Below are 23449 nucleotides of genomic sequence, written 5' to 3' on the forward strand. Positions count from 1 at the left end.
GGTCAGACCTGCGCGCGCTCCTCGACGACCTTCACGATCTTCGCGATGGCCTCGTCGACCGGAATGCCGTTCTCCTGCGAGCCGTCGCGGTAGCGGAAGGACACCGAACCGGCGTTCATGTCCTCGTCGCCCGCGATGACCATGAAGGGCACCTTGGCCTTCTGCTGGTTGCGGATCTTCTTCTGCATGCGGTCCGAGGACTTGTCGACCTCGACGCGCAGCCCCTGGGCGCGCGCCTTCTCGGCGAACTCCTCCAGGTACGCGACGTGGCCGTCGCCGATCGGGATGCCGACGGCCTGCACCGGGGCGAGCCACGCCGGGAAGGCGCCCGCGTAGTGCTCCAGGAGCACGCCGAAGAACCGCTCGATGGAGCCGAACAGGGCGCGGTGCAGCATGACGGGCTGCTGGCGCGAGCCGTCCGCCGCCGTGTACTCGAGACCGAACCGCTTGGGCTGGTTGAAGTCGACCTGGAGGGTCGACATCTGCCAGGAGCGGCCGATGGCGTCCTTGGCCTGCACGGAGATCTTCGGGCCGTAGTACGCGGCGCCGCCCGGGTCGGGCACGAGGGGCAGGCCCTGCTTCTCGGCGGCGGAGCGCAGCGCCTCGGTGGCCTCGGCCCAGTCCTCGTCTGTGCCGATGAACTTGTCGGAGTCGTCGCGGGTGGACAGCTCCAGCTCGAACTCGGTCAGGCCGTAGTCGCGCAGCAGGTCGAGGACGAAGGTGAGGAGCTTGTCGAGCTCCTCCGCCATCTGCTCCTTGGTGCAGTAGATGTGCGAGTCGTCCTGGGTGAAGCCGCGCGAGCGGGTCAGGCCGTGCACGACGCCCGACTTCTCGTAGCGGTACACGGTGCCGAACTCGAAGAGCCGCAGCGGGAGTTCACGGTAGGAACGGCCGCGGGACTTGAAGATCAGGTTGTGCATCGGGCAGTTCATCGCCTTGAGGCGGTAGTTCTGCTCGTCGAACTGGATGGGCGGGAACATGCCCTCCGCGTAGTGCGGCAGGTGGCCCGAGGTCTCGAAGAGCGCTTCCTTCGAGATGTGCGGGGTGTTCACGAACTCGTAGCCGGAGGCCTCGTGGCGGCGCCGCGAGTAGTCCTCCATGACCTTGCGGATCACGCCGCCCTTGGGGTGGAAGACCGCGAGGCCCGGGCCCAGCTCGTCCGGGAAGGAGAACAGGTCGAGCTCGGCGCCCAGCTTGCGGTGGTCGCGCTTCTCGGCCTCGGCGAGGAACTCCAGGTAGCCCTTGAGCTCGTCCTTCGACGGCCACGCGGTGCCGTAGATGCGCTGGAGCTGCGGGTTCTTCTCGCTGCCCCGCCAGTACGCGGCGGCGGAGCGCATCAGCTTGAACGCGGGGATGACACGGGTGGTCGGCAGGTGCGGGCCCCGGCAGAGGTCCTTCCAGCACAGCTCGCCGGTCTTCGCGTCGAGGTTGTCGTAGATGGTCAGCTCGCCGGAGCCGACCTCCGCGTCGGCGCCGTCGGCGGCCTGCGCCGCGTTGCCCTTGAGGCCGATGAGCTCCAGCTTGTACGGCTCGTCGGCGAGCTCGACCGCAGCGTCCTCGTCGGTGGTGACGCGACGGGAGAACTTCTGGCCCCGCTTCTGGATCTCCTGCATCTTCTTCTCGATGCGCTTGAGGTCCTCGGGGGTGAAGGGCTCCTTGACGTCGAAGTCGTAGTAGAAGCCGTCCTTGATGGGCGGGCCGATGCCGAGCTTGGCCTCCGGGAACAGCTCCTGCACGGCCTGCGCCATGACGTGCGCGGTCGAGTGCCGCAGGATGTTGAGACCGTCCTCGGAGGAGATCTCGACGGGCTCGACGGTCTCGCCGTCGGCGACCTCGTACGCGAGGTCCTTCAGCTCGCCGGCCACGCGGGCGGCGACGACGGTGCGCTCGCCGGGGAAGAGCTCGGCGGCCGTAGTGCCCGTCGTCACCACGCGCTCTTCCCGCTCGGAATCGCGTTGGATGGTCACACGGACGTCAGACACCGGGTTCTCCTACCTGAAGATGGAACGCCGCGCCATTACCTGTGACGCGTGCAGCAACGATCGTACCGAGTCACCGGGACCGCTCGCGAAACGGTTGACCGGGGCCAGGGTGCGCACGCCGGGCGACTGTCAGTGCCGCCCCCTAGCGTGAGACGTATGACACTCGACTGGAACACGCTCCTCGCCGACCAGCTCGACTGGCACTGGCGCCACCAGCTCCGCGACCGGCTGGCCGGGCTGACCGACGACGAGTACTTCTGGGAGCCGGTGGCGGGCTGCTGGACCCTGCACCCGCGCGGCACCGGGACCGCCGCGATCCAGGGCGGCTCGGGGGATCTCACGATCGACTTCCAGTTCCCTGAGCCGGTCCCCGCTCCCGTGACGACGATCGCGTGGCGCCTCGGCCACATCCTGGTGGGCGTCCTCGGCATGCGGAACGCGTCGCACTTCGGGGCGGAGCCCGTGGACTACATGTCGTACGACTATCCCGGCACGGCCGCCGAGGCCCTGGACCGGCTCGACGCGGCGTACGGGCAGTGGATCGCGGGCGTCCGCGGCCTCGACGAGGCGGGCCTGGCCCGGCCGTGCGGCCCCGCCGAGGGCCCGTACGAGAAGGAGCCGATGGCGACGCTCGTGCTGCACATCAACCGCGAGATGCTGCACCACACGGCGGAGATCGCGCTGCTCAGAGACCTGTACGCGCACCGGCCCCCGACCGGCTAGTCGTCGCCCGCGCACGCCTCCTCGAAGAAGTCCAGGTTCTCCTGGAGCGACTTCATCAGGCGGTCCCGCTCGGCCTCCTCCACCTGCACCGGTACGACACCGGCCGCGTCGGTGAGGCGGCGGAAGCCGCCCCGGCTCTCCAGGTGGCCGTGCACCCGGATCGGCAGGCCCACCAGGTGCGCGTGCCCCGCGATCCGGTACGCCTCCTCGTCCAGCGTCATCCGTACGTGCGGCACGTCGGCGCCCGCGAGCACCCGCAGCCGCACCGTGCCCGCGCCGCGCGGCCCCGCCCTGCGCATCCGCACGACGGTGCCGGTGACCCGGACGGAGACGGCGGGCTCCGCGTACCGGTAGCGGGCCCCGGCCTCCCGCAGCACGTCGAGGTCGCCCGGTGAGAACTCCACGGGCGCGTCGCCGTCCGTGCACTCCCCCGGCACCCCGGCCGCCGGCGCCCACGCCACGCCGACGCGGGCGCCCTCGGTGCCCCGCACCAGCGCGACCAGCGCCTCGGTCAGCTCGTGGCTGACGCCCGCCTCGATCGCGCCGTCGAAGGCGTCCATGCCGCCGGTGGCCCGCCGGTAGTCGATGGCCTCCCGCGCCGCGTACAGCGCCTGGTGGAGCCGGACGGCGAGCGAGCGGCCGGTGGCGACGGGCACGAACGCGGTGAGGCGGCGGCCTCCGGACGACGTCTGCACCAGCACGTTCTCCAGGGCCGCGGCGGCGGGCCGCCGGTGCCGGGCCCCGTAGTACCCTGCCCGGCCGCGCGCGGCGAGGGCCCCGGCGAGCAGCATCTGCCGCGCCGCGCCCCGCAGTTGCTCCTCCGCCGTCCACGACGAGGCGCCCGCGGGCCCTGCCGGAACGTCGCGCGTCCAGCGGATCTCGTCGCTGGGCACGGCGAGCGAGACCAGGACCTCGCGCGCGGACGGCGTGCCGCTGCGCTCCAGCGCGACGAGCGCCTCGCCGAGGAGTTCCTCGCTGTCCGGGAAGGCCCGGCTCTCCGGCACGAGCAGGCTGGTCCGCTCCCCCGCCCCGGGCAGCGTCCAGCGCGCGTACCGCCCGGCGGCCCCGCCGCGCCGCCGCCAGCCGTGCCGGTCGAGCAGGGCGCTGAGCACCGCGGGGTCGACCTGCCCCGGTTCGGGTCCCGCGAGGTCGACGGGGTGGCCGCGGCCCGCGCCGAGCGGGCGCAGGGGCTCGTCGATGGGGCGATGCTGCATCACACAACTCCCTTCGGCCCGCTCCGGGTCGCACCCGTCAGGGCCGGCCTCCCGCGCCCACCCTGGTCATGATGTCGCAGAGCGCGCGGTCGTCGAAGATCCGTGCCGTCGGGACCCGCACGGTGGTCCTGCGCCGGCCCGTGACGGGGTGTCCGGCGAGGTTGATCCAGTAGCAGCAGTGCCGCAGGTCGAGCCGGTCGTGGCCGGCCCGCAGCCAGTCGTCCTGGGAGCGCGGCACGATCATCACGACGAGGATCTTGTGCACCGAGACGGGGGTGCGGGCCAGCTTCTCCAGGTGCGCGTTGTCGAGGGTGAACGCGAAGGTCGGGCCCGGCGGATCGGGCGCCACCTGGTACGTCGCCTTGAGCTGCACCTTGATGGTGACCTCGTCGTCGATGGCGTGTCCCGGCGAGCTGTGGCTGACGTGCCAGTCGATGCCGTTGTCGGGGAACGGCTGGGAGAGCGAGCAGCCCGCTGCGGCGGTCACGGCGTGCAGATAGCCCACCTGAAGGGTCTCCATGCAGGCGGTGGTGGCGAGAGTGCCGCGCGGCGGTGCGATCCGCTCGGGCAGCAGCCCGCCTCGTTCGGGCCGCGCGAGCGCCATGGTGCAACTGGCCTTCCGGGAAAGCGGGTTCGCGCTGATCGGCACCCCGCTGAACTGCCATGACTCGTACCTGTGTTGTCACCGCTCGGCGTACGACGCAAACAGCGCGGGTATCACCGCTTGGGGCAGGGACATCGGTCGACGGGACGTCATCTGCCGCGCGGGATCCAGGAGTTGAGTCATCATGACGTGCTGGTACGAAGGCCCCCTGGCCGCTTTCGACACGGAGACCACCGGCGTGGACGTGGAGAACGATCGCATCGTCTCCGCCGCCGTGGTGGTGCAGGACGCCGCGGGCACCCGTCCTCGGGTGTCGCGCTGGTTGGTGAACCCCGGGGTGCCGGTGCCGCCGGGGGCGACGGAGGTGCACGGTCTGACGGACGAGCACCTCCAGCGCAACGGGCGGTGGCCCGCGCCGGTGATGGAGGAGGTCGGCAGGGCGCTCGCCGAGCAGGCCGCGGCGGGGCGTCCGCTGGTCGTGATGAACGCCCCGTTCGATCTGACGCTGCTCGACCGGGAGTTGCGGCGGCACCGGGCGTCGTCGCTGTCCCGCTATCTGGCCACGGCGTCCCTGTGCGTGGTCGACCCGCGGGTCCTGGACAAGCACCTGGACCGGTACCGCAAGGGCCGCCGCACGCTGACGGACCTCTGTGAGCACTACGAGGTGGAGCTCGCGGGCGCGCACGACGCGGCGGCGGACGCGCAGGCGGCGCTCGACGTGGTGCGGGCGGTGGGCCGCAGGTTCGCGGCGCGCCTGGACCGGCTCTCGCCCGCCGAGCTGCACACGCTCCAGGCGGTGTGGCACGCGGCGCAGGCCCGTGGCCTGCAGGCCTGGTTCGCCCGCAGCGGCAGTCCGGAGATCGTGGACCCGGCGTGGCCGCTGCGTCCGGAACTTCCGGCGGCGGCCTGAGCGTTCCCCCGTTGGGGCCCCGGAGGCAGAAACGAAAAACCGGCCCGCCACATCTGGCGGACCGGTCATTCTCCGGGTGGGCGATACTGGGTTCGAACCAGTGACCTCTTCGGTGTGAACGAAGCGCTCTCCCACTGAGCTAATCGCCCGGGAACGCGTTGAACAATACAGGTCGCGGCGCCCTCTGTTCAAACCGGTCCGGTCACGCCGGCCGCAGATACGCGGTGAGCCCGCGCCGGCCGCCGCGCATCATCCACGCGTGATTGGCGAGGAACACCGGCCGCCCCGCCACCGCGAAGCGGCGCATCAGCGGCTTGCTCACCTCGACCTCCTGGTCGTAGACGGCTCGGGTGCCGCCGCCCGGCAGCAGCGTCAGCGTCCAGCGCGCCCATCCCTCCAGGTCTCCGGTCATCGCGACCTCCAGGACCCCGGCGGCCGGGTCGCGCCGCTTCTCGCACGCCGTGACGTGCAGCTCGTACGGGAGGAAGGACCGGAAGACGGCGGCGCCGCTGGTCTCGCTTCCGTCCAGCGGCGTCACCGAGCGCACCTGGGGCCACCACCGCGGGTACTCCTCGGCCCGCTCGAGCACCGCGTACACGGCGCCCGGCGGCGCCGGGAGTTCCCACACGCTGCGGAAGCGGTAGTGGTTCCAGTCCCTGGCCTTCCAGTCCCTGGCCTTCCAGTCCATGGGCCGAGTCTGCCGGGGTCAGGGCATCTTGTCCCCGACCAACGCCAGGTTCTCGATGGCGGCGAGGCCGTACAGGGCCGTGTCGTTCGTGTAGACCCAGTTCGCCTCGGTGCCGGCGACGAGCGTCACAGGACCGTCGACCTTCTCGGTCTTCCAGGGCGAGGACTCGGTGTAGCCGTCGCTCTTGAAGAACTTCTCCCAGGCCCGCTTGGCCAGCTTGTCGTCGCCGGTGCGCACGGCGGCGTAGGCGTCGAGGCGCGAGTGGCCCTGGAAGAGGATGAGGGAGCCGAAGTCGGATCCGTAGCGCGCCTTCTGCTCGGCCTTCGTCGCGTTGAAGTAGCGGCAGTAGTCGTAGTACGCCTCCTCGAACTTCGGCATGTCGACCTGGTCGATGAGTTCGGCGCACAGTTCGTTGAGGCCGAAGACCGCGGAGAGGTGGGAGACGCTCACGGCGGGCTTGTCGGCGATGGCGAACTTTCCGGTGTCGAGGTCGTAGAGCCCGCTGCCCTGCACGAAGCCGTTGGGCTGCGCGGCGATGGTCTCCATGGTCGACAGGACGCGGGCCTTCGCCTTCTCCCACTTGGGCCCGCGCCGCTCCCACTCGGTGAGCCAGGCGGAGACGAGGCCGCTCCAGTCGGTGCCGAAGCCGATGGAGAGGGCGTGCGGGTCGGGCTTGTAGTCGGGGTCGGGGCGGACCTTGCGCTGCGGGTCGAGGACGAGGAACGTCTCGTCGGAGTCGACGTTGGCGTGCATGAGGTCGCCGACGCGTTCGTCGCCGGTGAGGAAGTAGTAGTAGCGGCGGTACGTGGTGTTGGCGATGCGCTGCTGCTTGGCGGAGTCGGCGTAGTGCTGGACGCCGTGCCGGGTGCCGAGGCCCGCCCATTTGCCGAGGTGGTAGACGTCGACCTCGCCGGTGTGCCGGGTCATGGCCTCGGCGAAGCGGAAGATGTCGGCGCGGCCCGAGCGCAGGTAGGCCATCCAGAGCCAGATGTCGGGCGACAGCTCCGAGTTGTCCCAGGCGTAGCCGCCGACGTCGTAGCGCCACTGGTGGCGGGCCGGGTCGTAGGAGTGCATCACGTCGCCGTAGTCCCAGAAGCCGTACCAACGGCGCATCTCCACCTGGTCCTTGTAGTAGGTGAAGAGGAAGTCGAGGTGGTCCTCGATCTTCGCCTTGGCGGGGGTGGAGCGGTCGGGCTCGGAGTAGAGGCCGGGGCCGAAGACCCTGGCCTTGATGAGCTGCTCGGGCGGAGCGGCGAGCTGCGGGAGGACGCGGACGGCCTCGACCTGCCGGGCGAACGTCTCCGGCTTGGGCGTCGCGTCGTTCGCCCAGAACATCAGCTCGCTGGTGCGGGCGATGCCGTACGGGGTGCCGAACTCGGGTTCGTAGTCCTCGTACGTGATGTTGAGGCCCTCGAGCTGTTCTGCGTACGTGTCCTGGCCCATGCCGTCGTGGTAGAAGCGCAGGTCCATGGGCTGGGCCTCGGGTGACCAGAGCCAGAGGGTGACCTCGGCCTCGTCGGTCTGGGCGCCGCGGATGTCGAGGCCCGCGGGGTGCTTCTCCCAGAAGTCGCGCAGGCCGAAGGAGAGTCCGCCGCTGGGGCCGCCGACGTAGCCGAATCCGCTGGCCCGGCGGCCGCCGCCCGCGCCGATCCAGCCGTGCCCCTTCTTGGTGCGCTTCTTGAGCGTGAAGCCGTCCGCCGACAGCTGGGAGAGGCTGTAGTCGCCCCACTCCGGGATGTACTGGAGGCGGGTCGTGACGCGCTGGTCCCAGGTCGAGGGGTCGGGCAGCTTCTCGCCGGCGAACTGTGCGGCCTGCACGGCGGCGCCCGGGTCGCGGCGCAGCCCGGTGATGCCCTGGACGGCCTCCCGGAGCATGCCGGTGCCCTCGCCGCCGATGCGGATGTGCCGGTCGTACGCCTTGTCGCGCATCGGCACGGTGAAGCGGACGCCGAGCCCGCGGATGAAGTCGCCGGAGGCCTTGCCGGGTTCCTGGGTGCCGTCGTACGTGATGGTGTGCACCATGCGGAACGATTCGGCGCCCGCGTAGAAGTAGCAGCGGATGGAGAAGGGCAGCCAGCTGCGGGTGCCCTTGCGGTGCTTGCCGTCGATGCGGACGACGGCGCGGACGGGCCCGTCCTGTTCGACCTTGGTCTCCTCGATGACGGACTCGAAGCGCTCGTACTTCTGGGTGCCCTGGTCGCCGTCCTCGATCTCGCCCTGCCGCAGGAGGACGAGTCGGCCGTCCTTGGCGATCTCGGTGGAGCCGCGGGTGACGGTCTTGACCAGGCTCGATCCGCTCTTGCCGAGCTTGGCGACGACGACGCCGGTGTCGACGGTGACGACTCCCCCGCTGGTCGAGACGGTCACCTTCTTGTCGGGCGCGGCGGCGGTTCCGGCGGCGAGCTTCAGCTTTCCCGCCCCGGCGCCGGGACCGACGGCGTGCGCGGTCCACTTCAGGGAGCCGTCGGGCCACTGGGCGAGCGGCCAGGTCTGGACGGGGACCTGCTTGCCGTCCTCGGTGGTGAGCGCGAACTCCTGTCCCTTCTCGTACGCGCCCTTGGGCCAGGGCACGCCGACGGTGGAGCCGGGGGCGGCGCCGAGCCCGCCGTCCTCCAGCCAGCCGAGGGTGACCGGTTCGGCGTCGGCGGGGGCGGCGGCCGGTGCGGCCTCGGCCTCCTTTCGGCCGAGCGCCCAGCTGAACTGGGCGGCGGCGCCGGCGACCGCGGCGGCCTTGAGGAGGGACCTGCGGGGAATGGGGGACATCGTCGTTCCTTTCCGTGCATGCCAAACGTGGGGTACGAGACGTGCTGTACGAGAAGGGGTGGGGCGGCGGCGTCAGCGGTTGCGGGCGCGCTCCTCCACGGCGACGGCCGCCGCGGCGAGGATGCCGAGCACCGGGACGGCGAGCGGCGTGAGGAATTCGGCGCCGAGGATCACGAGCGCGATGCCGCACACCAGGAGCAGCGAGCCGCCGGGGTCCCGGACGGAGCGGCGGGCGGCGTCGGCGAGCAGCGACCGCCAGGTGCGGCCCGGTTCCCAGCGGGCGGCGGCCCGCAGGACGGTCACGGCGCCGGCGATGAGCGCGAAGATGCCGACGGCGGCGGCGAGCCGGCCGCCGGGGAGCCCGGCCCGCGCCACGCGCAGGTCGATCCAGACGGCGAGCAGGGCGCCGATCCCGGCGAGTCCGACGAGCCAGCCGCGGCGGGCGGCCGCGCGGACGTCGGCGGCGAACTCCCGCCACCCGCCCGCCTGTTCGCCGACGCGGCGGCGCAGGTGCCGGGCCCCGGCGGCGAAGGCGGCGGGCGCGGTGACCAGCGGGACGGAGGCGAGGGCGATCCACACGCCGGTGAGCAGGCACTCGGCGAAGACGGCGAACCCGACGCGGCGCCGCGACTCCGCCACGGGTGCCGCCGCGCGCCTCACTTGAGCCCCGATGTGGCCATGCCGTCGATGAGGTAGCGCTGGAAGGCCATGAAGAAGGCGATGACCGGGATGAGCGCCATCATCGCCATGGCGATCTGACCGCCGTAGTCGGAGATGCCCTGCTGGTCGCGGAACATCATCAGGCCGAGCGAGACGGTGTACTTGGAGGGCTCGTTGAGGTAGATCAGCGGGCCCATGAAGTCGTTCCAGGCGTTGATGAAGGTGAAGATCGCGCTGGTGATGAGGGCGGGCCTGCACAGTGGCAGCACGATCGACCAGTAGATCCGCAGGTGGCCGCAGCCGTCGAGGCGGGCGGCCTCGTCCAGTTCGCGGGGCAGTCCGCGCATGAACTGCACCATGAGGAAGACGAAGAAGGCCTCGGTGGCGAGGAACTTCCCGGCGAGCAGCGGCACGTACGTGTTGATGAGCTCCAGCTTCTGGAACATCACGTACTGCGGGATGAGCAGTACGTGGTACGGCAGCAGCAGGGTGCCGATCATCATCGTGAAGAGCAGGTTGCGGCCCCGGAAGGGGATCTTCGCGAAGGCGTACGCGGTGAGCGAGCTGGAGATGACGACGCCGACGACGGCCAGGCCCGCGTAGAGCAGCGAGTTGGTGAAGAACGTGCCGATGGAGACGCCGGCGATACCGTCGGCGAGACCCTTGACGTTGTCGAGGATCGGGTCCGCGGGGAACAGGTCGAGGGAGCCGATGATCTGCTTGCCGGGCTTGAAGGCGGCGCCGATCACCCAGACGACGGGGTAGAGGACGACGCAGAGGACGGCGAGCGCGAAGACGTGCCAGACGATCGATCCGGTGCGCTTGCGCGGGCTGGTCCCGCGCGGCAGCTCTGGTGCGACGGTGGTCACTTGACGTCCTCCTCGTAGTGCACCCACTTCTTCTGGGACCAGAACAGGACGGCGGTGACGAGGGCGACGGCGAGCAGCAGCATCCAGGCCATCGCGGAGGCGAAGCCCATCTGGGACTGCTGGAAGCCCTTTTGGTAGAGGTAGCAGGTGTAGACGAGGGTGGCGTCGGCCGGTCCGCAGAACGTGTTGGAGACGACGTACGCGGAGCCGAAGATCTGGAACGAGTGGATCGACTCCAGCAGGACGTTGAAGAAGAGCACCGGGGAGATCATCGGCAGGGTGATGTTCCAGAATCGGCGCAGCGGTCCCGCCCCGTCCACGGCGGCCGCCTCGTACAGCTCCTTCGGGACCTGCTTGAGTCCGGCCAGGAAGATGACCATGGGCGCGCCGAACTGCCAGACGGTGAGCGCGACCAGGGAGTAGAGGATGAGGTCGGGGTCGCCGATCCAGCCGCCGAGGTCGAGGCCGAGGGAGCCGAGTCCCTTGTCGACGACGGCGTTGTCGGAGAAGATCGCCCGCCACACGAAGCCGACCGAGACGCTGGCGCCGATCAGGGACGGCGCGTAGAAGGCGGCCCGGTACAGGCCCTGGCCGCGGCGGCTCTGGTTGAGCAGCAGGGCGACGCCGAGGGCGAGCAGCAGCTTCAGCGGGGTGCCGATGACCACGTACTTGAGGGTGACCTGCACGGACTTCTGCCAGCGCGGGTCGTCGAACATGGCCGTGAAGTTGTCGAGGCCGACCCACTTCGGCGCCGCGAACAGGTTGTAGTCCGTGAACGCGTAGTAGAGCGAGGCGATCATCGGGCCCGCCGTGAGCAGCAGGAATCCCGCGAGCCACGGCGACATGAAGAGATAGCCGGCGAGGGTGTCGCGCCGCCCCCGTCGCTTATGTGCGACGGGTCGGACGATGTTCCTCTCGTCGGCCAGGACTGTGGCGTCCTTGACGAGCGACATGGTGCTGTTTCCCCTCGGAAACGTAGGGGCTGTCAGGCCTGGAAGGCGGCCTCGGCCTCGCTGAAGAACTGCTTCACGGCCGCGGGGACCTTCTGCTTGGCGTTGGCGACGTCGCCGGCGATGCGCAGGAACGCGGCCTCGACGACGTCGGCGCCGGACGGGTGCGGGGTGATCTTGCCGAGTACGCCGGCCTTGTCGACCTCGGTCTCGTACGCGGCGATGCCCTTGTTGGCCTCGGCGACCGCCTTGTCGGTCTCGGCGCCGGGCTTGTACGCGTCGAACTGTTCCTGGGTGGCGAGGACGCCCATGTCGTAGCCGAGGATCTTGCCGACCTCGGGGTCGTGGACCATGAAGTCGATGAATGTGGCGGCCTGCGCCTGGGCCTTGCACTTGGTGGAGATCGACAGCATCAGCGAGCCGAGGTACTGGCCGGTGTCCTTGCCGTCGGTGGTGGGGATCGGCGCGAGCGCGTAGTCGGAGTCGCCCTCGCCCTCGTAGCGGACCGAGAAGTTGTCCCAGGTGAACTCGGCGCCCGCGAGCCCGGCGGAGAGCCCGGACTTGGGCTTGACCTGCTCGATCTTCTTGGGGTCCGCGACGATCCCGGACTTGACGCGCTTGTAGTAGTCGGACCACCACTGCATCAGATCGTCCTGGGTGAAGCCGAGTTTGCCGTCCTTGAAGAACGCCTTGCCGTTCTGACGGAGATACAGGTCGTAGAGGTACATGACGCCCGCGTAGCCGGTGTCGCCCGAGATCTTCAGCTTGTCCTGGACGGTCTGGAGCGAGTCGAAGTACTCGTCCCAGGTCCAGCCGAACGTGGGCTGCACGCCCGCCTTGTCCCAGGCCTTCTTGTCGATGACGAGCGCCATGGTGTTGGCGCCGACCGGAACCGCGACCTGCTTGCCGCCGGAGACCTGTCCGGCCGCCTCGACGCCGCCGCGGAAGTTCTTCAGGTTCAGATTTCCCGCGTCCACCTGGGACTTGAGGTCGAGCAGAACTCCGCGCTTGTCGTACTTCGCCAGGAAGGCAACGGAGTTGAGGAATACATCCGGAGGATTTCCGCCCGAGGCCTGCGTCTGGAACTTCTCCCAGAATGCCTGGTAATCGGTGAATTCGGGCTTGATTTTGATCTTCGGATTCTTCTTCTCGAAGAGCGCGATCGCCTTCTTGATTTTCACCGCGCGCGGCTCGCCTCCCCACCACGCGAACCGCAGCGTCGCCGGACCGTCCGCGTCTCCGGCGCTTCCTGACCCACCGTCACCGCCGCAGCCGGCCGCCGTGAGGCCGAGTACGGCCACCGACGCCCCCGTCGCCTTCAGCAGGCCACGTCTGTCGAGATCCCTGTTCATAGGCACAGCTCGCCCCTCCACCCGCGCATTGAATCGTTTTAGGTAAGCGCTTGCCGAGCAAAAGTAGAGACGGGTGGGGGGTGCGTCAACAGTTCGGACAAAGTTGGGGCCCGAAGCCCCTCGAAGCCGCAGGTGGCGGCCGAAAAACGCCGAGGGCCCCGGAGACTCGACAGTCTCCGGGGCCCTCGGTCCGGGTGGGCGATACTGGGTTCGAACCAGTGACCTCTTCGGTGTGAACGAAGCGCTCTCCCACTGAGCTAATCGCCCGGGCGCAGGAAGAACATTACCCCATGTCAGGGGGTGCCTGGGACCACCCTGCGCCGCCCTCGGTCACTGCTTGATGTTCCACGGCATCTCGAGGCCGAACTTCCACACGTAGACCCCGCCGAGCACCGCGATGACCACCACGCCGATCGTCGTCAGGATGATGTTGCGCCGCCGCACCTTCGGGTCGAGCGCGCGCTGCGTGGCCTCCGTGACCTTCCGCTTCGTCCAGCGCAGGACCAGCTGCGCCCAGACGAACTCGGTCGCCCAGATCGCCATGCCCCCGAAGATCACCAGCCAGCCGGGCCCCGGCAGCGGCAGCATGATCACGCCGCCCACCACGACGGCCAGACCCACGATGAAGACGCCGACCTGCCAGCTCAGGTGCAGCGTCCTTCTGGCCTGGATGAACCCCGGCGCGCGCGAGCCCAGCGGCTTGGCCGGCTCGGGCGCCTCGGTCGCCTCAGCCGCCTCGGGCTCCTTGGCCCCCTTGTCACTCCCCGTATTCATGCACTCAAACCTACCGGACTCTTTCAGGTCACTGGAATGGGCGTTCCCGTACGGATAAGACTCGGCCGTACGAGCTACCAAAAGACGCTCAAAACACTCAGAGGGGTTTACAACGGCACCGTAGGTGGCATGTCGATTTCGCCGACGTGCGAATCCCCGAGCGCACACTGAGCGAAAGGCCCTGGCGCTTATGAACACCACGGTCAGCTGCGAGCTGCACCTGCGCCTCGTTGTGTCGAGCGAGTCCTCACTGCCCGTTCCCGCAGGTCTGCGGTATGACACGGCCGATCCGTATGCCGTGCACGCCACCTTCCACACCGGAGCCGAGGAGACAGTCGAATGGGTGTTTGCCCGCGACCTCCTCGCCGAAGGCCTCCACAGGCCGACCGGCACCGGAGACGTCCGAGTCTGGCCGTCCCGGAGCCACGGTCAGGGCGTTGTCTGCATCGCCCTGAGCTCTCCCGAGGGCGAGGCTCTGCTCGAGGCCCCGGCGCGGGCCCTGGAGTCGTTCCTCAAGCGGACGGACGCCGCCGTGCCACCCGGCACGGAGCACCGCCATTTCGACCTCGACCAGGAGCTCTCGCACATCCTCGCGGAAAGCTAAGCGCCGCACACGAGGAGGCCCCCGCCGGCAGCCGGTCGGCGAGAGCAGCGCGAGAGCGTGCCGTGTCGTCCACTCGGGGAGACACGCGGCATTCGGTCGGGACAACCGCATACGGCATACACCGGCGCCGCCGCCGTGGGAGCGACCACGGAGGCGGCGCGGGTGCGTTCCCACGGGCCCGCAGGTACTAGGCTCGGCCAGCATCGGCGGGCGGGAGCCCTACCCCAGGCCAGGGAGCGAATCGTGCTGATCACCCACGACACCCGGTGCGCGCTCGACACCGTGGTCGATCTGGTGAACACGACACCGGACGGCGAGACGAAGGCGGACGGCCTCGACAGTCTGCCCGCGCTGACGGATTTCGTACGAAGGAACGATGTCAGCGATGTCGGGGTGCTCACGGAAGACGATCTTCGGTCGGTGCGCACGGTGCGTGAGCGGTTCGCGGCCGTGTTCGCGGCGAGTGACCAGCGGTCCGCGGCGTCCGTGATCAACGAACTGGTGGCCGAGGCCGGCACCACTCCCCGGCTCACCGACCACGACGGCTACGACTGGCACATGCACTACTTCGCCCCGGGCGCCTCCGTGGCCGACCACCTGGCGGCCGACTGCGGGATGGCCCTGGCGTTCTTCGTCGTCGCGGGAGAGCAGGAGCGGCTGCGCCGCTGCGAGGCGCCGGACTGCCGGTTCGCGTTCGTCGACCTGTCCCGCAACCGCTCCCGCCGCTACTGCGACAGCCGTACGTGCGGGAACCGACTGCACGTCGCGGCGTACCGGGCGCGCCGCAAGGAAGCCACCGGCTGAAACCGTTCACCCGCGGCGCTCGCGCGGCCCCGGTCACAGCAGCAGAAGATCGTGCAGCGCCGCCATCAGGAGCAGGCCGCCGATCACCCCCAGGAAGATCATCAGCGGGGGTTGGGAGAGCGCGAACAGACAGCCGCGGGGATTCTCGGCCGGCTGCTCGGGGGTCTCGGTCGGTACGGGCGGTTCGGCGTCCAGCTGATCGGGCAGCTGCGGTGTGTCCAGCATCTCGCCGCGATGATGACGCACTCACCGCGTGACGGTCACTCAACGCACCACTTTCGAGGGGCAGTTCGGCCCGACCCGTGACGGCGGGGCGCCTGCACCTGTTGTCGCCAGATGCCCTGCTCGCCCAGAGGTCCTGCTCGCTCAGATGCCGTGCTTCTTGAGGATCGCCTCGATGTCGCTGAAGTCCTCGGCCGGTTCGGTCTTCGGCTGCGCGGACCGCTTGGGCTGCGCTGCGGGGGTGGCGCGCCGGCTCTCGCCGAGCGAGGGCGCGGACGCGGCGGGGGCGACCGCCTCCCGCTCCTTGCCGCCCGCGACTGCGGCGCGACGCCGCTCGACGGCGCGCGTGCCCATGAAGAGCAGCCAGGCCGCGCCGAGCACACCGAAGCCGGCCCAGGCGGTCGGGCTGAACGCCGTGTCCACGACCCACTCGACCGCGCCCGTCATCACCAGGCCCAGGGGGACGAGCGCGTACGCGGCGGTGCGGGCGGCCTTGAGGAACCGCTTGCGGAAGGCGAGGACTCCGGAGATGCCCAGGCCCGCCACGGCGACGGCGGAACACACGGTCTCGGCGATCATCCGGTCCTCCCGAGTTCGGACGCCACAGGGCGATGGAGCGCATTCGGGGCGCTTCGCCCCTTCCATCCTGCACCTGCCGGGGTCCCGCGGGCCACGCCTCGGGCCCTCCCCGGCCACATCTGGGGGACATCTCGGGGTCGCGGCTCCTCCGCAGGTCCAGGTTGGGGCCCGGCGGCCGGTCCTGGAAGACTGGCCGCCATGAACGCCCCGAACCCGATCCTTGACGTGTGGTGCGAGCTGCAGTGCCCCGACTGCCGCTCCGCCCTGGACGACCTGCGCGCGGTGCGCGAGCGCTACGGCGACCGCGTCGAGCTGCGCCTGCGGCATTTCCCGCTCGAGAAGCACAAGCACTCCTTCGCCGGCGCGCAGGCCGCCGAGGAGGCGTTCGCGCAGGGCAAGGGGTGGCCGTACGTGGAGGCCGTGCTCGGCCGCGTCGAGGAGTTCGACCGCAAGGGCGAGAAGTTCCTCGTCGAGGTGGCGGGCGAACTGGGCCTGGACGCCGAGGAGTTCGACACCGCGCTGGTCGACGGCCGGCACATCCTGATCGTCGACGCCGACCAGGCCGAGGGCAAGGTGATCGGCGTGACGGGCACGCCGACGTACGAGATCGGTGGCGAGCTGCTGCACGGCGGCAAGAGCCAGGAGGGGCTGCGGGAGCGCATCGAGGAGATCGCGGACCGGCTCCTGGCCGAGCAGGAGTAACTCAGAGCAGCTGTTTGTAGAGGTAGTACGTGGTCGGCTCGTAGCCGAGCGACGCGTACAGGCCGAGCGCGGCCGTGTTGCGCGCGAAGACGTTGAGGCCGATCCGGGTGGCGCCCGCGGCGATCGAGTCGGCCTCGGCCAGCAGCATCAGGGAGCGGCCGTGGCCCCTCCCCCTGTGCTCGTCGGCCACCTCGACGTCGAAGACGAACGCGCCGTCGGGGCGCTGCGCGAGCCAGAGGGTTCCGACCCGCTCCCCCGCGTGCTCGAGGACGCTGAGCAGGACGTCCGGGGTGGCGACGCCGTCGGGCAGCAGCGCGGCGTGGTCGCGCTCGGCCTTGCGGCGCGCCTCCTCCTCGGTGACGCCGCGCTCCACCCAGGTGCGCGCGTAGCCCTCCTTGGTGTGGGCGAGCCACGGCCCGTACTCGGCCTCCGTCATGCGCCGTCCGACGCTGCCCTCCGGGAGGGCGGGCGGCGTGTCGGGCAGTGGCTTCGCCATGTTCCGGTTGCGTTCCAGGTACCCGAGGGCGCCCGCGAGGCGGAGCAGGCCCGTCTCCTCCGCGGGGACCGCGGCCTCGATGCGGCGGCAGTCCCAGGAGCGGGCGACCTCCTCTGCGGCGAGCGCGGCGACGGTGCCGCGGCCGCGCCCCCGGTCCTTCTCGTCGACGCGCAGGTCGAGGATCTGGGCGACGGAGGGGCCGAAGACCGGGTGCGTGGCGAGGTGCAGGGTGCCGACGGGGCGGCTGTTCACGCACACCGCGTAGTGCCGCGAGCGCGCGCCGTCGGGAGTGCGCTGGAGCGGCTCGGTCGGCCGCAGGGTCGTGGTCATCACGGGAGTTGTACCCGCCCGCACCCCGCACGCGACAAGGGATTTACGGGTCGAGGCGGTCTGCCGCCCGCTCCTCCCACACGCGCATCGCCTTCGCCGTGACTGGGCCGGGCGCGTCCGTCAGGTTCCGGTCGTCGACGCGGTGCACGGCCTGGATGTCGCGCAGCGTCGACGTCAGGAACACCTCGTCGGCCTCCGACAGGACGGAGAGCGGCAGGTCCGTCTCCTTCGCGCCGGTCCACTCGACGGCGAGGGCGCGCGTGATGCCGGCGAGCGGGCCCGCGGTGAGCGGCGGCGTGTGGATCTCGCCGTCGAGGACGACGAAGACGTTGGATCCTGTGCCCTCGCACAGCTGCCCGACGGTGTTCGCGAACAGGGCCTCGGTCGCGCCGTGTTCGTGGGCGCGGGCCAGGGCCACGACGTTCTCCGCGTACGAGGTGGTCTTCAGGCCCGCGAGGGCGCCGCGCTCGTTGCGGGTCCACGGGACGGTGATCACCGCGGTGGTGTCGGGGCGCCGCTTGGTGGCGCCGAGGGCGACGACGAGGGTGGTGCCCTGGTCGCCGCGGTCGGAGCCGAGCGGCGAGAGCCCGCCGGTGTAGGTGATGCGGAGGCGGCCGAGCGGCATCGGGTTGGCCTCGAGGACGGCGTCGCAGGCGCGGCGCACCTCGTCGAGGTCGGGTTCGGGCAGGCCGAGACCGCGGGCCGAGCGGGCGAGCCGGTCGAGGTGCCGGGTGAGCGCGAAGGGCTTCCCCTCGACGGCCTTGACCGTCTCGAAGATGCCGTCGCCCACGGTGAGCCCGTGGTCGAAGACGGAGACGCACGCCGCCTCGGTGTCCTGCAGCCGGCCGTCGAGCCAGATCTTCACGGGTTCTTGCCTCTCACTGTTCGAGTGCGTACGTTCCCGACGCTACCGCCAACAGGCGCGCCGCCTTCAGCTCGGTCTCCCGCCACTCCCGCTCCGGATCCGAGCCCCAGGTGATGCCGGCGCCCGTGCCGAAGCGCAGCACGCCGTCGTCGATCCAGAACGTGCGGATCCCGACGGCCAGTTCCCCGCGCCGCCGGTCGGCGTCCACCCATCCGATGCCGCCGCAGTAGGGGCCGCGCGGCGCCGTCTCAAGCTCGTCGATGATCCGCAGGGCGCTGGACTTCGGGGCGCCGGTGACGGAGCCGGGCGGGAACGCGGCGTCGAGCAGCTCGGGCCAGCCGGCGTCCTCCGGCAGCTCGCCGCGCACGGTGGAGACGAGATGGACGAGTCCGGGGTGCTTCTCGACCACGCACAGTTCGGGGACGGTCACGCTGCCGGTGGCGCAGACGACGCCCAGGTCGTTGCGGACCAGGTCGACGATCATCACGTTCTCGGCGTGGTCCTTGTCGAGGAGGTCGTCCTCGGTCCGCCCGGTCCCCTTGATCGGCCCGGACTCGACGGTCCGGCCGTCCCTGCGCAGGAACAGCTCCGGCGACGCCGTGGCGACCTGCACCCCGTGTTCGGGCAGCCGGATCGTTCCCGCGTAGGGCGCCGGGTTCCCGCGCGCGAGCAGAGCGGTGAGCGCGTCCACGTCCGCGTCCGGGGAGACCGGCGCGGAGAGCACGCGGCAGAGGTTGGCCTGGTAGACCTCGCCGGTCGCGATGCGCGCGCGGACGCTCCGCACGCCGTCCGTGTACGCGGTGTGGTCGAGCGACGACGTCCAGTCGGCCGGGGCGGGCCCCCGCCAGGCGCCGGGGCGCGGGGCGGGCACCGGTTCCTCGCGGACCTCGCCGAAGCGGGCGCAGGTCAGGCGGCCCTCGAAGTCCGCGCAGACGGCCCAGAAGCCGGTGGAGTCCAGGGCGGCGGGATCGCTGGTGACGTCGCGCAGATCGGTCGCGACGAGCCCGCCGAAGCGGGCCAGAGGAGGGAGGTCGTGCACACCTTCGAGTCTATGGCGGGTGTCGGTGGACCCACCTGAGCAGGACCTTCGCCGGTGGCACCGCAGCACGCTGCGCAAACGCGTTTTGGACCTCCCCCAGGAATCCGCTAGAGTTCAACACGTCGCCGGGACGCGCAAGCGGACCGGAAAGACACGCGAACGTAGCTCAGTTGGTAGAGCGCAACCTTGCCAAGGTTGAGGTCGCCGGTTCGAACCCGGTCGTTCGCTCAGGATGTGGGGGATCTTCCCGAACCCCCACGCTCCTGGTGGAGTGGCCGAGAGGCGAGGCAACGGCCTGCAAAGCCGTCTACACGGGTTCAAATCCCGTCTCCACCTCCAAGCGCGATTAGCTCAGCGGGAGAGCGCTTCCCTGACACGGAAGAGGTCACTGGTTCAATCCCAGTATCGCGCACTGGAGCCGCAAGGCTTCCATCCCGGACGATTAGCTCAGCGGGAGAGCGCTTCCCTGACACGGAAGAGGTCACTGGTTCAATCCCAGTATCGTCCACTGATCCGCAAGGGTCCCCGCGCGATTAGCTCAGCGGGAGAGCGCTTCCCTGACACGGAAGAGGTCACTGGTTCAATCCCAGTATCGCGCACCAGCAAGAAGCCCCCGGTCCGAGGACCGGGGGCTTCTTCGTGCTCCGGGGGGCTGGTGGCCCAGCCCCCCCCGACAGCTCAGGAGGAGAAGAGCATCCGGCCGAAGCCACGGTTGTGGTGACCGTGGTGGTGGCCGTGGTGACCGCCGTGGTGCGGGGCGCCCCAGGCCGGGGCGGCGGGGGCCGGGGCCGGATAGCCCTGCGGGGCGGGCGGGGGCGGCGGGGCTTGCTGGCTCCACTGCGCCTCCAGGCGGGTCAGCGACTCCAGCTCGCCGTAGTCCAGGAATATCCCGCGGCAACCGCTGCACTGCTCGATCTGGACGCCATTGCGGTTGTACGTGTGCATCGGTGCGTGACACTTCGGACACTGCATGCTCGACTCAACTCCCTGCCGTTCGGTACTGCTTCGCCGGGATCCTGCCCCGGCTTCCGTCTCCGGCACCCTACTTGGCGGGGCCGTTCTCCAACTGCGGCGGGACGGATGCCATTCGGGCACAGGCGTCGACGACCGACTCCTCCACCTCGTCGAGCGCACGGCCCGCGGCGGTGGCCTTCGCGAGGGCGAGCGCCGCGGTCTGCACGGTGAGGGCGCGGGCCGGCACGTCCAGGGCCGGCCACGGGTCGGGGACGGTCAGCTGCTTTGCGCCGCCCGTGCGTTGGTAGGCGCCGAGGAAACGGGCCCAGTCGTCGGGCGCGAGGAGGCCGCAGGCGAACCAGGCGGCGGGCCGCGCCAAGTCCCAGGCGGGGTCGCCCACTCCGAGGTCGTCGACATCGATGAGCGTCCACGCGCCGGAGTCGGCGGGGTGGCGGACCAGCTGGCCGAGGTGCAGGTCGCCGTGGCACAGGGCGCGGGCGTGCGCGTACGGGGTCTCGGCGCGGGCCCAGGGCGGGAGGGTGCGCCAGGCCGCGAGGATCGGGCGGGCCGCCGGATGGTCGGGGGCCGCCGCGCGCAGGCGGGCGACGGCGCGGGCGGCCTTGAGCGGTCCGCGCATCGGCGGGAGACCGGGCGGCAGCGTGTGCGCGGGGACGGTGTGCAGGCGGGCGAGCAGGGCGCCGACGGCCTCCCAGGGCGCGAGCTCCGGATGCTCGGGGTCGACGGGCAGGCCGCGCGGCCAGAGCGTGACGAGCCGGCCGTGCACGGGGAGCGCCGTCGGTCGCAGCGGGCGCAGCAGCACGCCGGCCAGGTCGGGGTGGGCGGTCACGGCGAGGCGGAGGTCGAGCTCGGCCGGGTCGGTGTCGGGGGCGTGCGCCTTGGCGACGGTGTCGCCGTGCCGGACCACCGTGGCGTCGGCGCGGTCGGCGAGGGTGTCGGCGCCGCAGACGCAGGCCGGGTCCGACGGGTGGGCCGCGCCCCGGGCCTCGGCCCTGAGCGCGGGAAGGATGTGCGTGGTCACCGCCGCAGCCTACGGCGGCGCGGGCACAAAATAATGCTGCGCGCAGCTCCCCAGCTGCGCGCAGCATTTGTGCCGTCCGCCGCACCCCCGTCCCCACGGGGTTTCATGGCCGGATGTCCCCGCCCGGACCGCTCTTCCGGGCCTGGGAGCGCCGCTCAGCGCCCCAGCATCACGCCCACGGACGACGCCTGTGTGACCACCGCGTCCCAGCCGCCGAACACGACGACGAGAAGGGCCGCGAGAGGGAGAACCATGGCCGTGGCCACCAGCGGGTGCCGGCGTCCGGTCACGGGCCCACCGAAAAGGCCCGTCCTGCGGGCCACTGTGCGGAACGTCGTCCGCGGCGCCGTGTCCGCCATGGTCCTCTCCCGGTCGAAATCCTTGAGTTCACTTGTCTGGCAAGCGGCGAGTGCCTGACCTCGGGGGACGAGTGCCGCACCCGCCGCTTGACCTCAAATCTACGAGCGGCGGGCCCCCCGGACGTCATGCCCTCGTACCGAATGCCGGGCCTCCCGGAGGATGACCGGCACCACCCCGCGTACTCCCCTGGGTGGAGAACAGGACCTAGGCCTCGGGGATGACCCCGAGGGGGCGGGTGAGGCGGGCCTCGCGTTCGGTGGGCTCCTCGCGCGGGACGGGGTGTTCTACCAGGGCGAGGACCCTGGTCGCCATGAAGCGCGCGGTGCGCACCACGGATCCGGATCGGGTGACTTCGCTCACTTCCACCACCCCTCTGCGCACGGCCGTCTCCACCCTCCGGCCCGCCCTGCTCGCCGCCACTTCGTACGTGCGCGTCGTGTCCCCTGCGTCCACGACTATCTCGACCCGGTCGCCCTTCATGGGTCCAATCCCCCTTCAGCACCGCCCTGTTGGCTCACGGGGCCGCCACAAGGCGCCCCGCCGCCGCACCGCCTGACCACTCTTCAAGTCTCGCACCGGGCACTGACAATCGAATCGGCCGTGAGGGCGCGGCCTTTGCGCGCCGCCGTGCGCGAAAACGTAAGCTGTGGCTCGTCAGACGGACCGGGCAGCAGCGGGGATGGACATGGCGATGATGCGCCTGAGGCGCGAGGACCCGCGCGTCGTCGGCTCGTTCAGGCTTCACAGACGCCTAGGGGCCGGCGGGATGGGCGTGGTCTATCTCGGCTCGGACCGGCGCGGCCAGCGGGTCGCGCTCAAGGTGATCAGGCCGGACCTGGCCGAGGACCAGGAGTTCCGGTCGCGGTTCGCGCGCGAGGTGTCCGCCGCGCGCCGGATCAGGGGCGGCTGCACCGCGCGCCTGGTCGCCGCCGACCTGGAGGCGGACCGCCCGTGGTTCGCCACGCAGTACGTGCCGGGCCCCTCGCTGCACGACAAGGTGGCGGAGGAGGGCCCGCTGGCCGCTTCGGACGTGGCCGCCGTGGGCGCCGCGCTGTCCGAGGGGCTCGTCGCGGTCCACGAGGCGGGGGTCGTGCACCGCGATCTCAAGCCGTCGAACATTCTGCTGTCCCCGAAGGGCCCGCGGATCATCGACTTCGGCATCGCGTGGGCGACCGGCGCCTCGACGCTGACCCATGTGGGCACCGCCGTCGGCTCCCCCGGCTTCCTCGCGCCCGAACAGGTGCGCGGCGCCGCCGTGACGCCCGCGACCGACGTGTTCGCCCTGGGGGCCACGCTCGCGTACACGGCCATGGGCGACTCGCCGTTCGGGCACGGCAGTTCCGAGGTCATGCTCTACCGGGTGGTGCACGAGGAGGCGCAGCTCGCCGGGGTGCCGGACGCGCTGGCCCCGCTGCTGCGGGCGTGTCTCGCGAAGGACCCGGAGGAGCGGCCCAGCACGCTGCAACTGTCGCTGCGGCTCAAGGAGATCGCGGCCCGCGAGGCGCAGGGCATGGTGACGGAGGCGCGACCGCCCGCGCCGCGCACCGCCGAGCAGGACAGGCCGACGGGCCGACTCGCCGACACGCACGGCTCGTACGAGGGTCAGCGCACGCAGCGGCGTACGCAGTCGGGGACGCCGACGCCCCGGCCCAGCAACGGCAGGAGCAACGGGTCGGCGCCCGCGCGGAACACCAACAGCCGGTCGGGCAGCAGCAGGCCGGGGCCGCGCAGCGGTGCGGGCCGTCCGGCGCCGCGCACGAACGGCACGGGCTCGGGCAAGAAGCTGCGGCCCGCGAACCCGCGGCTTCTGCGGCAGCGTCTGTTCGTGTTCGTGGTGGTGACGCTGCTGGTGGCGCTCGCCATCGCGGCGGCGCAGGGCTGCCAGGGTCCGACCCGCGGCCTCGGCGGCGGTGAAGGACAGCGGACGACGTCGGCCGCAGGGACGCTGCCGCTTCCGGAGAGCTGA

25 protein-coding genes and 7 tRNA genes are annotated in these 23449 nt (G+C 71.0%); 11 read left to right on the forward strand and 21 right to left on the reverse strand.

Annotation, left to right across the window (positions count from 1 at the left end):
- Positions 1–2: 2 nt before the first annotated feature.
- Positions 3–1982, reverse strand: coding sequence for a threonine--tRNA ligase (thrS, locus tag ACTWJ8_RS09260; RefSeq protein ID WP_356385803.1), 1980 nt, complete (start codon positions 1980–1982; stop codon positions 3–5).
- A gap of 156 nt (positions 1983–2138) precedes the next feature.
- Here thrS and ACTWJ8_RS09265 point away from each other — a divergent pair, with 156 nt between their 5' ends.
- The gene (locus ACTWJ8_RS09265; RefSeq protein WP_443263550.1) at positions 2139–2705 is read left to right on the forward strand and encodes a DinB family protein; all 567 of its coding nucleotides are present in this window, start codon (positions 2139–2141) and stop codon (positions 2703–2705) included.
- Here the strand turns inward: ACTWJ8_RS09265 and ACTWJ8_RS09270 are convergent.
- Positions 2702–3919 carry a hypothetical protein gene (locus tag ACTWJ8_RS09270; RefSeq protein ID WP_443263551.1) on the reverse strand — a complete coding sequence of 406 codons (1218 nt, stop codon included), beginning with the start codon at positions 3917–3919 and terminating at the stop codon, positions 2702–2704. The genes ACTWJ8_RS09265 and ACTWJ8_RS09270 overlap by 4 nt on opposite strands.
- A gap of 37 nt (positions 3920–3956) precedes the next feature.
- The gene (locus ACTWJ8_RS09275) at positions 3957–4523 is read right to left on the reverse strand and encodes a DUF4365 domain-containing protein (RefSeq protein WP_356385811.1); all 567 of its coding nucleotides are present in this window, start codon (positions 4521–4523) and stop codon (positions 3957–3959) included.
- A gap of 184 nt (positions 4524–4707) precedes the next feature.
- Here ACTWJ8_RS09275 and ACTWJ8_RS09280 point away from each other — a divergent pair, with 184 nt between their 5' ends.
- Positions 4708–5433, forward strand: a complete 726-nt coding sequence (locus ACTWJ8_RS09280; RefSeq protein WP_443263552.1) for a 3'-5' exonuclease — start codon at positions 4708–4710, stop codon at positions 5431–5433.
- 77 nt (positions 5434–5510) lie between these two features.
- On the opposite strand, the gene ACTWJ8_RS09285 is transcribed toward ACTWJ8_RS09280, so the two are convergent.
- The 9 genes from ACTWJ8_RS09285 to ACTWJ8_RS09325 all read right to left on the reverse strand — a co-directional run bounded on the left by ACTWJ8_RS09285 (position 5511) and on the right by ACTWJ8_RS09325 (position 13489).
- Positions 5511–5582: transfer RNA gene (locus ACTWJ8_RS09285), tRNA-Val, on the reverse strand.
- 53 nt (positions 5583–5635) lie between these two features.
- Positions 5636–6121: an SRPBCC family protein gene (locus tag ACTWJ8_RS09290; protein WP_443263553.1), complete on the reverse strand. Its 486-nt coding sequence runs from the start codon at positions 6119–6121 to the stop codon at positions 5636–5638.
- A gap of 18 nt (positions 6122–6139) precedes the next feature.
- Positions 6140–8884 carry an exo-rhamnogalacturonan lyase family protein gene (locus tag ACTWJ8_RS09295; protein ID WP_443263554.1) on the reverse strand — a complete coding sequence of 915 codons (2745 nt, stop codon included), beginning with the start codon at positions 8882–8884 and terminating at the stop codon, positions 6140–6142.
- A 72-nt stretch (positions 8885–8956) separates the two neighbouring features.
- Positions 8957–9523, reverse strand: coding sequence for a hypothetical protein (locus ACTWJ8_RS09300; protein WP_443263555.1), 567 nt, complete (start codon positions 9521–9523; stop codon positions 8957–8959).
- 17 nt (positions 9524–9540) lie between these two features.
- Positions 9541–10413, reverse strand: a complete 873-nt coding sequence (locus tag ACTWJ8_RS09305) for a carbohydrate ABC transporter permease (RefSeq protein ID WP_443263556.1) — start codon at positions 10411–10413, stop codon at positions 9541–9543.
- Positions 10410–11366, reverse strand: a complete 957-nt coding sequence (locus ACTWJ8_RS09310) for a carbohydrate ABC transporter permease (RefSeq protein WP_356385829.1) — start codon at positions 11364–11366, stop codon at positions 10410–10412. The genes ACTWJ8_RS09305 and ACTWJ8_RS09310 overlap by 4 nt, the downstream gene beginning before the upstream one ends.
- 32 nt (positions 11367–11398) lie before the next feature.
- Positions 11399–12715 carry an ABC transporter substrate-binding protein gene (locus ACTWJ8_RS09315; RefSeq protein WP_443263557.1) on the reverse strand — a complete coding sequence of 439 codons (1317 nt, stop codon included), beginning with the start codon at positions 12713–12715 and terminating at the stop codon, positions 11399–11401.
- 195 nt (positions 12716–12910) lie between these two features.
- Positions 12911–12982: transfer RNA gene (locus ACTWJ8_RS09320), tRNA-Val, on the reverse strand.
- Positions 12983–13045: 63 nt separating this feature from the next.
- Complete coding sequence (locus ACTWJ8_RS09325) at positions 13046–13489, reverse strand: TIGR02611 family protein (RefSeq protein ID WP_356385835.1); 444 nt, start codon at positions 13487–13489, stop codon at positions 13046–13048.
- A gap of 190 nt (positions 13490–13679) precedes the next feature.
- On the opposite strand from ACTWJ8_RS09325, the gene ACTWJ8_RS09330 reads away from it, so the two are divergent.
- Both ACTWJ8_RS09330 and ACTWJ8_RS09335 read left to right on the forward strand, forming a co-directional pair.
- On the forward strand, positions 13680–14093 hold the full coding sequence (locus ACTWJ8_RS09330) for an SsgA family sporulation/cell division regulator (protein WP_004002642.1): 414 nt from the start codon (positions 13680–13682) through the stop codon (positions 14091–14093).
- Between the two features lie 243 nt (positions 14094–14336).
- The gene (locus ACTWJ8_RS09335; protein WP_356385838.1) at positions 14337–14897 is read left to right on the forward strand and encodes a CGNR zinc finger domain-containing protein; all 561 of its coding nucleotides are present in this window, start codon (positions 14337–14339) and stop codon (positions 14895–14897) included.
- Positions 14898–14930: 33 nt separating this feature from the next.
- On the opposite strand, the gene ACTWJ8_RS09340 is transcribed toward ACTWJ8_RS09335, so the two are convergent.
- On the reverse strand, positions 14931–15122 hold the full coding sequence (locus ACTWJ8_RS09340; RefSeq protein WP_356385840.1) for a hypothetical protein: 192 nt from the start codon (positions 15120–15122) through the stop codon (positions 14931–14933).
- A gap of 141 nt (positions 15123–15263) precedes the next feature.
- On the reverse strand, positions 15264–15698 hold the full coding sequence (locus ACTWJ8_RS09345; RefSeq protein ID WP_443263558.1) for a hypothetical protein: 435 nt from the start codon (positions 15696–15698) through the stop codon (positions 15264–15266).
- Positions 15699–15896: 198 nt separating this feature from the next.
- Between ACTWJ8_RS09345 and ACTWJ8_RS09350 the strand changes: the two genes are divergently transcribed.
- Entirely contained in the window at positions 15897–16400 is a 504-nt protein-coding gene (locus ACTWJ8_RS09350; protein ID WP_356385846.1) for a DsbA family protein, read from the forward strand.
- A 1-nt stretch (position 16401) separates the two neighbouring features.
- On the opposite strand, the gene ACTWJ8_RS09355 is transcribed toward ACTWJ8_RS09350, so the two are convergent.
- The 3 genes from ACTWJ8_RS09355 to ACTWJ8_RS09365 are packed head-to-tail and all read right to left on the reverse strand — an operon-like array spanning position 16402 to position 19130.
- Positions 16402–17226: a GNAT family N-acetyltransferase gene (locus ACTWJ8_RS09355; RefSeq protein WP_356385848.1), complete on the reverse strand. Its 825-nt coding sequence runs from the start codon at positions 17224–17226 to the stop codon at positions 16402–16404.
- Between the two features lie 43 nt (positions 17227–17269).
- Positions 17270–18091 carry an aminotransferase class IV gene (locus ACTWJ8_RS09360; RefSeq protein ID WP_443263559.1) on the reverse strand — a complete coding sequence of 274 codons (822 nt, stop codon included), beginning with the start codon at positions 18089–18091 and terminating at the stop codon, positions 17270–17272.
- 13 nt (positions 18092–18104) lie between these two features.
- Positions 18105–19130, reverse strand: coding sequence for a chorismate-binding protein (locus tag ACTWJ8_RS09365; RefSeq protein WP_443263560.1), 1026 nt, complete (start codon positions 19128–19130; stop codon positions 18105–18107).
- A 155-nt stretch (positions 19131–19285) separates the two neighbouring features.
- On the opposite strand from ACTWJ8_RS09365, the gene ACTWJ8_RS09370 reads away from it, so the two are divergent.
- The 5 genes from ACTWJ8_RS09370 to ACTWJ8_RS09390 all read left to right on the forward strand — a co-directional run bounded on the left by ACTWJ8_RS09370 (position 19286) and on the right by ACTWJ8_RS09390 (position 19732).
- Positions 19286–19358: transfer RNA gene (locus ACTWJ8_RS09370), tRNA-Gly, on the forward strand.
- Between the two features lie 37 nt (positions 19359–19395).
- Positions 19396–19469: transfer RNA gene (locus tag ACTWJ8_RS09375), tRNA-Cys, on the forward strand.
- A 1-nt stretch (position 19470) separates the two neighbouring features.
- Positions 19471–19542, forward strand: a tRNA-Val gene (locus tag ACTWJ8_RS09380).
- Positions 19543–19566: 24 nt separating this feature from the next.
- Positions 19567–19638: transfer RNA gene (locus ACTWJ8_RS09385), tRNA-Val, on the forward strand.
- 19 nt (positions 19639–19657) lie between these two features.
- Positions 19658–19732, forward strand: a tRNA-Val gene (locus tag ACTWJ8_RS09390).
- Between the two features lie 76 nt (positions 19733–19808).
- Here ACTWJ8_RS09390 and ACTWJ8_RS09395 read toward each other — a convergent pair.
- The 4 genes from ACTWJ8_RS09395 to ACTWJ8_RS09410 form a co-directional block, all read right to left on the reverse strand.
- Positions 19809–20102, reverse strand: a complete 294-nt coding sequence (locus ACTWJ8_RS09395; protein WP_356385857.1) for a TFIIB-type zinc ribbon-containing protein — start codon at positions 20100–20102, stop codon at positions 19809–19811.
- Between the two features lie 70 nt (positions 20103–20172).
- A complete protein-coding gene (locus ACTWJ8_RS09400; RefSeq protein WP_443263561.1) occupies positions 20173–21123 on the reverse strand; it encodes a phosphotransferase family protein in 951 nt (316 codons plus the stop codon).
- A 155-nt stretch (positions 21124–21278) separates the two neighbouring features.
- The gene (locus ACTWJ8_RS09405; RefSeq protein ID WP_443263562.1) at positions 21279–21482 is read right to left on the reverse strand and encodes a hypothetical protein; all 204 of its coding nucleotides are present in this window, start codon (positions 21480–21482) and stop codon (positions 21279–21281) included.
- 205 nt (positions 21483–21687) lie between these two features.
- Entirely contained in the window at positions 21688–21963 is a 276-nt protein-coding gene (locus ACTWJ8_RS09410; protein WP_443263563.1) for a hypothetical protein, read from the reverse strand.
- A 199-nt stretch (positions 21964–22162) separates the two neighbouring features.
- Here ACTWJ8_RS09410 and ACTWJ8_RS09415 point away from each other — a divergent pair, with 199 nt between their 5' ends.
- Complete coding sequence (locus ACTWJ8_RS09415) at positions 22163–23449, forward strand: serine/threonine-protein kinase (RefSeq protein WP_356386079.1); 1287 nt, start codon at positions 22163–22165, stop codon at positions 23447–23449.

This window comes from Streptomyces sp. SDT5-1, assembly GCF_052245995.1.
Classification (GTDB): domain Bacteria; phylum Actinomycetota; class Actinomycetes; order Streptomycetales; family Streptomycetaceae; genus Streptomyces.

Bases quoted from the DNA above. Each gene is read 5' to 3' on its own strand.
- ACTWJ8_RS09280 (WP_443263552.1), top strand. From the start codon at position 4,708: ATGACGTGCTGGTACGAAGGCCCCCTGGCCGCTTTCGACACGGAGACC.
- ACTWJ8_RS09270 (WP_443263551.1), bottom strand. From the start codon at position 3,919: ATGCAGCATCGCCCCATCGACGAGCCCCTGCGCCCGCTCGGCGCGGGC.
- ACTWJ8_RS09290 (WP_443263553.1), bottom strand. From the start codon at position 6,121: ATGGACTGGAAGGCCAGGGACTGGAAGGCCAGGGACTGGAACCACTAC.
- ACTWJ8_RS09330 (WP_004002642.1), top strand. From the start codon at position 13,680: ATGAACACCACGGTCAGCTGCGAGCTGCACCTGCGCCTCGTTGTGTCG.
- ACTWJ8_RS09340 (WP_356385840.1), bottom strand. From the start codon at position 15,122: ATGCTGGACACACCGCAGCTGCCCGATCAGCTGGACGCCGAACCGCCC.
- ACTWJ8_RS09265 (WP_443263550.1), top strand. From the start codon at position 2,139: ATGACACTCGACTGGAACACGCTCCTCGCCGACCAGCTCGACTGGCAC.
- ACTWJ8_RS09405 (WP_443263562.1), bottom strand. From the start codon at position 21,482: ATGGCGGACACGGCGCCGCGGACGACGTTCCGCACAGTGGCCCGCAGG.
- ACTWJ8_RS09345 (WP_443263558.1), bottom strand. From the start codon at position 15,698: ATGATCGCCGAGACCGTGTGTTCCGCCGTCGCCGTGGCGGGCCTGGGC.
- ACTWJ8_RS09310 (WP_356385829.1), bottom strand. From the start codon at position 11,366: ATGTCGCTCGTCAAGGACGCCACAGTCCTGGCCGACGAGAGGAACATC.
- ACTWJ8_RS09295 (WP_443263554.1), bottom strand. From the start codon at position 8,884: ATGTCCCCCATTCCCCGCAGGTCCCTCCTCAAGGCCGCCGCGGTCGCC.
- ACTWJ8_RS09275 (WP_356385811.1), bottom strand. From the start codon at position 4,523: ATGGCGCTCGCGCGGCCCGAACGAGGCGGGCTGCTGCCCGAGCGGATC.
- ACTWJ8_RS09415 (WP_356386079.1), top strand. From the start codon at position 22,163: ATGGACATGGCGATGATGCGCCTGAGGCGCGAGGACCCGCGCGTCGTC.
- ACTWJ8_RS09355 (WP_356385848.1), bottom strand. From the start codon at position 17,226: ATGACCACGACCCTGCGGCCGACCGAGCCGCTCCAGCGCACTCCCGAC.
- ACTWJ8_RS09350 (WP_356385846.1), top strand. From the start codon at position 15,897: ATGAACGCCCCGAACCCGATCCTTGACGTGTGGTGCGAGCTGCAGTGC.
- ACTWJ8_RS09325 (WP_356385835.1), bottom strand. From the start codon at position 13,489: ATGAATACGGGGAGTGACAAGGGGGCCAAGGAGCCCGAGGCGGCTGAG.
- ACTWJ8_RS09395 (WP_356385857.1), bottom strand. From the start codon at position 20,102: ATGCAGTGTCCGAAGTGTCACGCACCGATGCACACGTACAACCGCAAT.
- ACTWJ8_RS09315 (WP_443263557.1), bottom strand. From the start codon at position 12,715: ATGAACAGGGATCTCGACAGACGTGGCCTGCTGAAGGCGACGGGGGCG.
- ACTWJ8_RS09410 (WP_443263563.1), bottom strand. From the start codon at position 21,963: ATGAAGGGCGACCGGGTCGAGATAGTCGTGGACGCAGGGGACACGACG.